We start from the raw sequence: 9,196 nt of genomic DNA, 5'->3' as shown, positions 1-9,196 counted from the left end.
CAGGTCCTGGTGGGCCGTCTTGACAGCGGGCCCGTGGACGCGGGTTTCAGACATGGTGCCCTCCGAGCAGCATCGCCTCGATGAGGGAATCATCAAGTTTGACAGTCTTGCCGTCAAGACGTTCGCGACAGGAATTGATGACTTCATCAGAGCTGCTGTAGCCATCGCCCCCGCAGTTAGACTCTGTGCATGCCTACGTCAGCCCCGCCCAGCAACCGCTTCGAGCGGCGCCGCGCCGAGACCCGTCGCGCGCTCATCCACGCCGCCCGGCAGATACTCGCCGAGACCGGGGACACCAGCGCCAGCATCCAGGCGATCGCCGAGCGCGCCGACGTCGGCTTCGGCTCCTTCTACAACCACTTCGACTCCAAGACGGAGCTGTTCGAGGCGGCCGTGGTGGATGCCATGGAGGAGTTCGGCCAGAACTGCGACGAGCGCCTGACGGGGATCGACGACCCGGCGGAACTCGTCGCTGCAGGCTTCCGGCTCAGCGCCCGCATGGCCGACTCCCACCCCGAGCTGATGCAGATCCTGCGCCGCCGCGGCCTGGGCCACATCCACTCGGACAATGGCCTGGTCCGGCGGGCCCTGCGCGACATCGACGCCGGCCTCGCCTCCGGCCGCTTCACCCCCGTCGACCCGGCCGTCGCCCTGACCGCCCTGGGCGGAACCCTGCTGTCCCTGGTGGAGATGAGATTCGCCCGCCCCGACCTGGACGGCGACCAGGCCGCGGTGAACCTCGCCGAGATGGTCCTGCGCATGCTGGGCGTACCCCAGGACGACGCCCACGAGATCGCCCGGCGCCCCCTGCCCGAGCTCGACTGACCGTTCCCCGACCCCTCACCCCTGCACGGATGACGAGTAGCGGGCTGTATACCCCGAAGGGAGCAGCTCACGTGGACACTGCGACGTCGACGGCTTCTGGCTACTCCCTTGGGGAAGGTCTGGCTGACGCTGACAACGACGGCTAGAGGTAGGCCTCGTCACACGGGGCGTCAGCGCCGCACCCGGGGCATCCCCAGTCCGATCCACGAGATGATCTCCCGTTGGATCTCGTTGTTGCCGCCGCCGAAGGTGAAGATGACGGCGGAACGGTAGCCGCGCTCCAGTTCGCCGTGGAGGACGGCGCCCGCGGAGCCCTCCTTCAGGGCGCCCGGGACGGCGACGATCTCCAGGAGGCTCGCGTAGGCGTCGCGGCGGGCCTCGGAGCCGTAGACCTTGACGGCGGAGGCGTCCTGGGGGGTGAGGGTGCCGGCCTCGACGGCGTGCACCATCTGCCAGTTGAGGAGCTTCAGGGCGTCGAGGCGGGCGTGGGTCCGGGCGAGGTGGCGACGGACCCAGGGCAGGTCGATGACGCGGCGGCCGTCGGCGAGCTTGGTCTCGGTCGCCCAGCGCTGGACGTCGTGCAGGGCGCGGATGGCCATGGTGCCGTGGGCAGCGAGGGTGACGCGTTCGTGGTTGAGCTGGTTGGTGATCAGCCGCCAGCCCTGGTTCTCGGCGCCGACGCGGCGGGAGACCGGGACGCGGACGTTCTCGTAGTAGCTGGCCGTGGTGTCGTGGCCGGCGAGGGTGTTGATGAGGGTGCAGGAGTAGCCGGGGTCGGTGGTCGGGACCAGGAGCATCGTGATGCCCTTGTGGGCGGGGGCGGCGGGGTCGGTGCGGACGGCCAGCCAGACCCAGTCGGCGGTGTCGCCGTTCGTCGTCCAGATCTTCTGGCCGTTGACGACGTACTCCTCGCCGTCGCGCACCGCGCGGGTGCGCAGGGAGGCCAGGTCGGTGCCGGCGTCGGGCTCGCTGTAGCCGATGGCGAAGTCGAGTTCGCCGGAGAGGATGCGGGGCAGGAAGTACGTCTTCTGCTCGTCGGTGCCGAACTGCATGATCGTGGGGCCGACGGTGTTGAGGGCCATCAGCGGCAGGGGGACGCCGGCCTGGGCGGCCTCGTCGAAGAAGATGAACTGCTCCATCGCGCTCAGGCCGCGTCCGCCGTACTCCTTCGGCCAGCCGACACCGAGCCAGCCGTCCGCGCCGAGGCGCCTGATGGTCGCGCGGTAGAAGCGCTTCTGGGCGGCCGGGTCGTGGTGGCGGGCGTGGGCCGCGTCGGGCACCAGCTCGGCGAAGTAGGCGCGCAGTTCGGTGCGCAGCCGCTGCTGCTCGGGCGTGTGGTCGAGGTGCACGGCGCCTCCAGGTCTGCCTCAGCCGATGCTGACGGCGCACACCGTAGAACGTGTTCCAGAAATTGGGAATGGCGGGGACACGGCGAAGGGCCCCCGGCGGGGTGCGCCGGGGGCCCGTGGAGGTGGAGTGATCAGTGCGGTACGGGGGTTGCCCGCGCGGGCGCCGTCGCCTCCGCCTCGGAGGCGGGGGCGAGCAGTCGCTGCGCCAGCACGCCGAAGACCAGGCCGAAGGCGGTCCACAGGGTGACCTGGACGGCGAGTGCGGCGAGCCGGTACTCCCACAGCAGGGTGGCGGGGAAGTCGGGCGGGGTCTCGTTGTACGACGGCAGGAAGGCGTAGGCCAGACCGACGACGAGGACGAAGAACGCGCCCGCCGTGACCGTGGCGTTCCAACTGCCGAGGCGCGGGGCGAGGCGCTTGCCCAGGATGACCGTGCCCACCGTCAGCAGGACGCCGAGGACGACCATGAGGAAGTACAGGGCGGTGCGCTGGTTGATGGTGTCGGGGTCGCTCGACGCAGGCGGGTTGGCCGGGTACTTGAGGAAGGGGACGACGTAGACGGCGAGCAGTCCCGCGCCCGCCAGCAGGAGCGCGCTCGCGCGCGGTCCGAACCGGCCGATGCGGCCGAGCGCGAAGCAGTACGCGAGGGCGGCGATGCCGCCGAAGGCCACGCCGTAGACGAGGACGCCGGCGGAGAGGCCGACGGTGGACTGCATGGTACGGCTGACGAGTTCCTCGCCGCCGTGTTCGTGGGCGTGGGACTCCTCGAAGGCGATGGCCGCGTCGACGTGCGGTTCGCCCAGGAAGTAGGCGACGACGAGGGCGGCCAGGCCTGCGACGAGGCCCGCGAGCATGCCGCGGACCAGGAGGTTTCTGACGGTTGCGGAGTTCATGAGCGGTGGGGCTTCCTCGTCGCCGTCAGTGGCAGGGGAAGCCGAGGAGGTGGCGGGCGTCGTGCACGAACTCGTGCACGCCCTCGCCGGAGAGGAGAGCGGTGGCGCCCTGTTCGGCGCCGACGAAGTAGAGCAGGACCAGCATCAGGATGCCGAAGAAGACCGCCCAGGGGACGATCGCGCCGATCGGCAGCTTGGCGGGGGCGGCGGTGGAGCCGGTGGTGCCGAGGGTCGGCTGGACGGCGGACTGCGCCATGGCAGGTACCTCCTGGGGGAACTCGCGTCCCGTCTCGGTGGTGCACAGGACGACGGGACGGGTCTGACTCACCCGGCCCGCACCCCTGGGTGCGCCCGAGGCATACAGTGGCGCGACCGTGCCGGAATCTCACCGGCTTCCGTATGTCCGTCGTCGATTTCGACGAGAAGGTACCGCGTGCCGGGAAGGCGGCCAAGGGCGCACGGAACGGCGTCGTGCGCCCTCGGGGGGCGCGGGACGGGGCAAGTACCGGACAGGGGTGGGGCATTGACCGCAAGGACGGGCTCATGACAAGTCGGGTGATGTTGATCTCACCGGCGATCACCGCGGCACTGCGGGAGGCCCGCTTCGACGACGGCTCCCCGCTCGACCCCTCGGGGCTACGGCTCGCCCGCGCCGCCGCGGGCACCCTCCCGGTGGCGCGGCGGGCCTGGGTCTCCCCCACCGTCCGCTGCCGCGGGACCGCCGAGGCCCTGGGCCTCACGGCGGCCGTGGACGAGCCCCGGCTGGCGCCCCTGGACGCGGGCCGGTGGCGCGGCGCGACCCTGGCGGACGTCGGCACGCGCGAGCCGGCGGAACTGGCACGCTGGCTGACGGACCCCGACGCCGCACCGCACGGCGGCGAGTCGGTGCGCGCGGTGTGCGACCGTGTCGGGGACTGGCTGGAGACGGCCGCCGAGGCCGACGGACGGACCGTCGCGGTCATCGAACCGGAACTCGTCCGGGCCGCGGTGGTGCGGGCGCTGGAGGCGCCGGAGACGGCCTTCTGGCGGACGGACGTGCCGCCGCTGACGCTGGTGGAGCTCAGCGGGCGGTCGGGACGCTGGAACGTACGGATGGGACGGCCGGTGACGGCGTCACCCCAGTGAGGCCGGGAAGTCCGTCACCCCAGTGAGGCCAGGAAGTCCGTGCACGCCTGTGCGCACTCCCGGCACGCCTTCGCGCCGTCCTCCGCGCCCGGCCGTCCGTCGAAGACGTGGGCGCACTCCAGGCAGACGGTGCGGCACCACTCCAGTTGGACGCGGATGCCGGTCTCGTCCGTGCGGTTCTGTTCGGACAGCACCCTGCAGGTGGCGTCGCACACCTCGGCGCACATGATGCCCTTGCGTCGTACGAGCTCCTGTTCCTCCGTGCCGTCCGGATCCATCAGGCTCGCGCGCAGCGCACAGGCACGCGCACACTCGGTGCACGCCTGGGCGCACGCGAAGCGGTCCTCCAGGTACTGGAAGAGCTGCTGCTGCGTTGTAGTCGAGGTCACATCGCGCGGGTAGCCGACGCGCCGGGCGCCAAACCCGGTCCCGCCCCGGGCCCCTGCCCGCGTTCCGGCCCAGATTCCGTCCGGGCCCCGGCCCAGGTTCCGCCCCGAGCCCCGGGCCAGATTCCGCCCCGAGCCCCGGCTCGGGCCCGGGCCCGGGTTCCGGCAGATCGCGACGGCCCGGTTCACGAAGGTCGGCGGGGGTACTCGCGCCCCATGGACACGACCTGGATGAACATCGCCGCCACGAGCGGCGCGCTCGGTATCGGGCTGATCGTCGCGGGCGTGGTTGTCGTGGCGCTGCTGCTCGGTGCCTTCGTGCTGGGCGCCCGCATCAGGCGCCGTGAGCCCCCGCCGCCGCGGCGGCAGGACCAGCCCACACTGCCCCCCGAGGGCGCGGTGCACGAGGTGCGGGAGGGCAGGGAGCCGGACGAGGTGCCCCGGAGCGATCACCGTGTGACCCCGCACGAGATGCCCGCCTTCGGCAACAGCCCGTCCCGGCCGAGCCCGGAGAAGAAGCGGCCGCGCTGGAACGGGGGCAGCAGCGGCTCGTTCGGCAGCGGCGGCCCCGGCGGCAGCTGACGCCCACCGACGGAGACAGACCGTAGGGACCGGACGCCCGCCGGCGGAACCAACACCGTAGGGAAGTGAGAACCATGGCCGACCCCGCCCGCAACACCCTGCCGCTGCCCGACTACGACCATCTGCCGATCGGCGGCCTGGAGAGCCGTGTACGGTCGCTGACCGCCGGCGAGGTGGAGGAGCTGCTGGCGTACGAACGCTCGCACGCCGACCGGCTCCCGGTGACCGAGGTGCTGGCCGCCCGTCTGGAGCAGTTGGAGGCCGGCGCCGAACCGACGTCCGGCGACCCCCACGCGCTGCGTCCGGAACAGGACGAGCGGCGCACGGGTTCCCCGGTGTCGCCGGTGACCTCGCCCGAGCCGTTCAGCCCGCCGCCGCACGGCACCCCGGACCAGCGGGGCAAGCCGAAGGGTGATCGTAGGTAGTCACCTGTTTCCCGGCGCGGCTGCGAGGGCACTCGTGATCCGTGCTGTGGAGGACGAGAAGGGCCCGGGCCGCCGCGCGAGCCCGTCACGCCTCGCAACGCACCACCGACTGGGTGGACGGCCGCCTCCCTCTCTACGAGGGCGGCGGCCTGCTGCGCAAGGCGTTCCCCCACCACTGGTCGTTCTTCCTGGGCGAGATCGCCCTGTACAGCTTCGTCGTCCTGCTGCTGACGGGCGTATGGCTGACGCTGTTCTTCCATCCGTCGACGACGGAGGTCGTCTACCACGGCTCGTACCGGCCGCTCGACGGGATCCGCATGTCGGAGGCGTACGCGTCGACCCTCGACATCAGCTTCGACGTACGGGGCGGGCTGCTGATCCGTCAGCTGCACCACTGGGCGGCGCTGGTCTTCCTCGCCGCGATCGGGCTGCACCTGTTGCGGGTCTTCTTCACGGGGGCCTTCCGGCGGCCCCGCCAGGTCAACTGGCTGATCGGCGTGACGCTGTTCCTGCTGGCGCTCGTCGAGGGCTTCGCCGGCTACTCGCTCCCCGACGACCTGCTGTCGGGGACGGGCCTGCGGATCGCGCAGGGCATCATGATGTCGATCCCGATCGTGGGCACGTACGTGAGCTTCTTCGCCTTCGGCGGCGAGTTCCCGGGCGAGGACCTGATCCCCCGGCTGTACACCCTGCACATCCTGCTGGTGCCGGGGCTGATGCTCGCGCTGATCACCCTCCATCTGATCCTGGTGTTCTATCTGAAGCACACCCAGTGGGCGGGCCGCGGCCGCAGCGAGCGCAACGCCGTCGGCAAGCCGATGTTCCCGCAGTTCACCGCCTCCTCGGGCGGCCTGTTCCTGATGGTGTTCGGTGTGCTGACGGTCCTGTCCGGCGTGGCCCAGGTCAATCCGGTCTGGGCGTACGGCCCCTACCGTCCGCACGCCGTGTCGACGGGCTCGCAGCCCGACTGGTACGTCGGCTTCCTGGAGGGCTCGCTGCGCCTGGTGCCGCCCTGGGAAACGACGCTCGCCGGGCACACGCTGATGTGGAACGTGCTGCTCCCCGCGGTCGTCCTGCCGGGGGCCCTGTTCGCGGTGCTCTACGCCTATCCGTTCCTCGAACGCCGGTTCACCGGCGACCACGGGGAACACCACCTGTGCGACCGCCCGCGCGACAACCCGGTGCGCACGGGCCTCGGCGTCGCCGCGATCTGCGGCTACGGCGTCCTGCTCACGGCCGGCGGCAACGACGTGATCGCCCTTGTCTTCCACGTCTCCCTGAACACCCTGACCTGGGTGTTCAGGGTGGCCTTCGTCCTGTTGCCGCCGCTGGCGTACATGGTGACCCGGCGCGTGTGCCTCGCCCTTCAGGAGGCCGACCAGGAGCGGCTGGAGCAGGGCGAGGAGACCGGCGAGGTGCGGCAGACCGTCGCGGGCGGGTACGAGGAGAGCCACGAGCCGCTGGACGGGGAGCAGCGGTACGTCCTGGAGGCCTACGGCTACGAGCGGCCCCGGGGCGAGGAGGAGCGGGAGCGCTGAGCGTCGCGGCCGGCGTACTGGAAGACCAGGCCGAACACCCCGAGGGCGAGCACGCCGAGGCCGAGCAGGGCCAGCCACAGGCCGTAGACGATGCCGAGCGCGAGCAGCACCGAACCCAGGGCGGTGACGACGGGCCAGGGGCTGTGCGGCGGGAAGAAGTCCAGCGGGCCGGAGGTGTCGACGACCTCGGCGTCCTTGCGGTCCTGCGCGCGCAGGCCCCGTTTGCGGTACTGCGTGTGCAGGAAGAACGCGACGAGCGCGGCCATCAGGAACGCGAGGGCCAGCACGGCGGTGCCGGCGGGTTCGCGGGAGCGCCAGCCGTAGCCGACGGCCGTGACGAGGAAGAACACGGCCACGCCGGCGAACAGGCGGGACTCGGTGCGCATCAGCTCTCCTTGGCGATGTCCGGGTGGTGCAGGTCGAACGCCGGGGACTCGGAGCGGATCCGGGGCAGCGCCGTGAAGTTGTGGCGCGGGGGCGGGCTGGAGGTGGCCCATTCCAGGGAGCGGCCGTAGCCCCAGGGGTCGTCGGCGTCGACGCGGCGTCCGTGGCGGGCGGTGCGCCAGACGTTGTAGAGGAACGGCAGTGTCGACAGGCCGAGGAGGAAGGCGCCGATGGAGCTGATGGTGTTCAGGAGGGTGAAGCCGTCGGCGGCCAGGTAGTCGGCGTAGCGGCGGGGCATGCCCTGCTGGCCGAGCCAGTGCTGGACCAGGAAGGTGGTCTGGAAGCCGACGAACAGCGTCCAGAAGTGCATCTTGCCCAGGCGTTCGTCGAGGTGCTTGCCGGTGAGTTTGGGCCACCAGAAGTAGAAGCCGGCGAACATCGCGAAGACGACGGTGCCGAACAGGACGTAGTGCAGGTGGGCGACGATGAAGTAGGAGTCGGTGAGGTGGAAGTCGAGCGGCGGTGAGGCGATCAGGACGCCGCTCATGCCGCCGAGCAGGAAGGTCACCAGGAAGCCGCACGACCACAGCATGGGGGTCTCGAAGGACAGGGATCCCTTCATCATCGTGCCGATCCAGGCGAAGAACTTGATGCCCGTGGGGACGGCGATGAGGAACGACATCAGGGAGAAGAACGGCAGCAGCACCGCGCCGGTGGCGAACATGTGGTGGGCCCACACCACGGCGGAGAGCATGGTGATGGCGATGGTGGCGCCGACCAGTCCGAGGTAGCTGAAGATCGGTTTGCGGCTGAAGACCGGGATGATCTCGGAGATGATCCCGAAGAACGGCAGCGCGACGATGTACACCTCCGGGTGGCCGAAGAACCAGAACAGGTGCTGCCACAGCAGTGCGCCGCCGCTGGCCGCGTCGAAGATGTGCGCCCCGAATTTTCGGTCCGCCTCCAGGGCGAGCAGGGCGGCGGTGAGGACGGGGAAGGCCGGAAGGATCAGGATCGAGGTGAACAGCACGTTCCAGGTGAAGATCGGCATCCGGAACATGGTCATGCCGGGGGCGCGCAGGCAGAGGATGGTGGTGATGAAGTTGACCGCGCCGAGCGTGGTGGACACCCCCGTCACCACCAGACCCATGGTCCACAGGTCCCCGCCCGCTCCGGGGCTGCGTACGGCGCTGTTCAGCGGGGCGTAGGCGAACCAGCCGAAGGAGGCCGCCCCGCCCGGGACCAGGAAGCCGGAGACCACCATCAGGCCGCCGAACAGGTACAGCCAGTACGACAGGGCGTTCATGCGGGGGAAGGCGACGTCCGGGGCGCCGATCTGGAGCGGCATCACGGCGTTGGCGAACCCGGCGAACAGCGGGGTCGCGAACAGCAGCATCATGATCGTGCCGTGCACGGTGAACAGCTGGTTGTACTGGTCGTTGCTGACCAACTGCAGCCCCGGGCGGGCGAGTTCGGCCCGCATCAGGAGCGCGAGGAGACCGCCCAGCAGGAAGAACCCGAAGGCGGTCGTCAGGTACAGGTTGCCGATCACCTTGTGATCGGTCGTGGTGGCCCAGCGCAGCAACGCCCGGCCCAGGGTCGTGCGTGGTCCCGGCCCTGTCGTGCCCGGCCGCTGCGTCCTGCTGTCCACCGCCATGGGCCGCTGGGTACCCCGGGGGCGAAGGCGTC

General features: G+C 70.8%; 11 protein-coding genes and 1 riboswitch. Of the genes, 5 read left to right on the top strand and 6 right to left on the bottom strand.

Annotated features, from left to right (window positions below; translation table 11 throughout):
* The first annotated feature begins 189 nt into the window (after positions 1-189).
* On the top strand, positions 190-825 hold the full coding sequence (locus ICC28_RS26370) for a TetR/AcrR family transcriptional regulator (RefSeq protein WP_188291195.1): 636 nt from the start codon (positions 190-192) through the stop codon (positions 823-825).
* 170 nt (positions 826-995) lie between these two features.
* Here the strand turns inward: ICC28_RS26370 and ICC28_RS26365 are convergent, their stop codons facing one another.
* The 3 genes from ICC28_RS26365 to ICC28_RS26355 all read right to left on the bottom strand — a co-directional run bounded on the left by ICC28_RS26365 (position 996) and on the right by ICC28_RS26355 (position 3,323).
* A complete protein-coding gene (locus ICC28_RS26365) occupies positions 996-2,174 on the bottom strand; it encodes an acyl-CoA dehydrogenase family protein (RefSeq protein WP_188291194.1) in 1,179 nt (392 codons plus the stop codon).
* A 131-nt stretch (positions 2,175-2,305) separates the two neighbouring features.
* On the bottom strand, positions 2,306-3,067 hold the full coding sequence (locus ICC28_RS26360) for a CbtA family protein (protein WP_188291193.1): 762 nt from the start codon (positions 3,065-3,067) through the stop codon (positions 2,306-2,308).
* 25 nt (positions 3,068-3,092) lie between these two features.
* Positions 3,093-3,323 (bottom strand): CbtB domain-containing protein, encoded by a 231-nt coding sequence (locus ICC28_RS26355; protein ID WP_188291211.1) that lies wholly within the window; start codon positions 3,321-3,323, stop codon positions 3,093-3,095.
* Positions 3,324-3,361: 38 nt separating this feature from the next.
* Positions 3,362-3,516, bottom strand: a riboswitch (cobalamin riboswitch).
* A 94-nt stretch (positions 3,517-3,610) separates the two neighbouring features.
* Here ICC28_RS26355 and ICC28_RS26350 point away from each other — a divergent pair.
* Positions 3,611-4,192 (top strand): histidine phosphatase family protein, encoded by a 582-nt coding sequence (locus ICC28_RS26350; RefSeq protein ID WP_188291192.1) that lies wholly within the window; start codon positions 3,611-3,613, stop codon positions 4,190-4,192.
* 14 nt (positions 4,193-4,206) lie between these two features.
* Here the strand turns inward: ICC28_RS26350 and ICC28_RS26345 are convergent, their stop codons facing one another.
* The gene (locus ICC28_RS26345; protein ID WP_188291191.1) at positions 4,207-4,581 is read right to left on the bottom strand and encodes a ferredoxin; all 375 of its coding nucleotides are present in this window, start codon (positions 4,579-4,581) and stop codon (positions 4,207-4,209) included.
* 213 nt (positions 4,582-4,794) lie between these two features.
* Between ICC28_RS26345 and ICC28_RS26340 the strand changes: the two genes are divergently transcribed.
* From ICC28_RS26340 to ICC28_RS26330, 3 genes are all read left to right on the top strand, one after another.
* Entirely contained in the window at positions 4,795-5,160 is a 366-nt protein-coding gene (locus tag ICC28_RS26340; protein WP_188291190.1) for a DUF6479 family protein, read from the top strand.
* 74 nt (positions 5,161-5,234) lie between these two features.
* A complete protein-coding gene (locus ICC28_RS26335) occupies positions 5,235-5,585 on the top strand; it encodes a hypothetical protein (protein WP_188291189.1) in 351 nt (116 codons plus the stop codon).
* A 41-nt stretch (positions 5,586-5,626) separates the two neighbouring features.
* Positions 5,627-7,123 (top strand): cytochrome b, encoded by a 1,497-nt coding sequence (locus ICC28_RS26330; protein WP_188291188.1) that lies wholly within the window; start codon positions 5,627-5,629, stop codon positions 7,121-7,123.
* Here the strand turns inward: ICC28_RS26330 and ICC28_RS26325 are convergent.
* Both ICC28_RS26325 and ctaD read right to left on the bottom strand, forming a co-directional pair.
* Positions 7,084-7,509, bottom strand: a complete 426-nt coding sequence (locus ICC28_RS26325; RefSeq protein ID WP_188291187.1) for a cytochrome c oxidase subunit 4 — start codon at positions 7,507-7,509, stop codon at positions 7,084-7,086. The two genes, ICC28_RS26330 and ICC28_RS26325, sit on opposite strands and share 40 nt — an antisense overlap.
* Positions 7,509-9,164, bottom strand: a complete 1,656-nt coding sequence (gene ctaD, locus ICC28_RS26320; protein WP_188291186.1) for a cytochrome c oxidase subunit I — start codon at positions 9,162-9,164, stop codon at positions 7,509-7,511. The genes ICC28_RS26325 and ctaD overlap by 1 nt, the downstream gene beginning before the upstream one ends.
* Between the last annotated feature and the right edge of the window lie 32 nt (positions 9,165-9,196).

Origin of the sequence: Streptomyces sp. TRM68416 (assembly GCF_014596915.1) — a bacterium.
Classification (GTDB): Bacteria; Actinomycetota; Actinomycetes; order Streptomycetales; family Streptomycetaceae; genus Streptomyces.
This window is presented reverse-complemented; position numbering and strand designations above follow the sequence as displayed.

What these genes read in the sequence shown, in the direction of transcription:
- ICC28_RS26340 (WP_188291190.1), top strand. Translation starts at nt 4,795, where the DNA reads ATGGACACGACCTGGATGAACATCGCCGCCACGAGCGGCGCGCTCGGT.
- ICC28_RS26355 (WP_188291211.1), bottom strand. Translation starts at nt 3,323, where the DNA reads ATGGCGCAGTCCGCCGTCCAGCCGACCCTCGGCACCACCGGCTCCACC.
- ICC28_RS26350 (WP_188291192.1), top strand. Translation starts at nt 3,611, where the DNA reads ATGACAAGTCGGGTGATGTTGATCTCACCGGCGATCACCGCGGCACTG.
- ICC28_RS26325 (WP_188291187.1), bottom strand. Translation starts at nt 7,509, where the DNA reads ATGCGCACCGAGTCCCGCCTGTTCGCCGGCGTGGCCGTGTTCTTCCTC.
- ICC28_RS26335 (WP_188291189.1), top strand. Translation starts at nt 5,235, where the DNA reads ATGGCCGACCCCGCCCGCAACACCCTGCCGCTGCCCGACTACGACCAT.
- ctaD (WP_188291186.1), bottom strand. Translation starts at nt 9,164, where the DNA reads ATGGCGGTGGACAGCAGGACGCAGCGGCCGGGCACGACAGGGCCGGGA.
- ICC28_RS26360 (WP_188291193.1), bottom strand. Translation starts at nt 3,067, where the DNA reads ATGAACTCCGCAACCGTCAGAAACCTCCTGGTCCGCGGCATGCTCGCG.
- ICC28_RS26370 (WP_188291195.1), top strand. Translation starts at nt 190, where the DNA reads ATGCCTACGTCAGCCCCGCCCAGCAACCGCTTCGAGCGGCGCCGCGCC.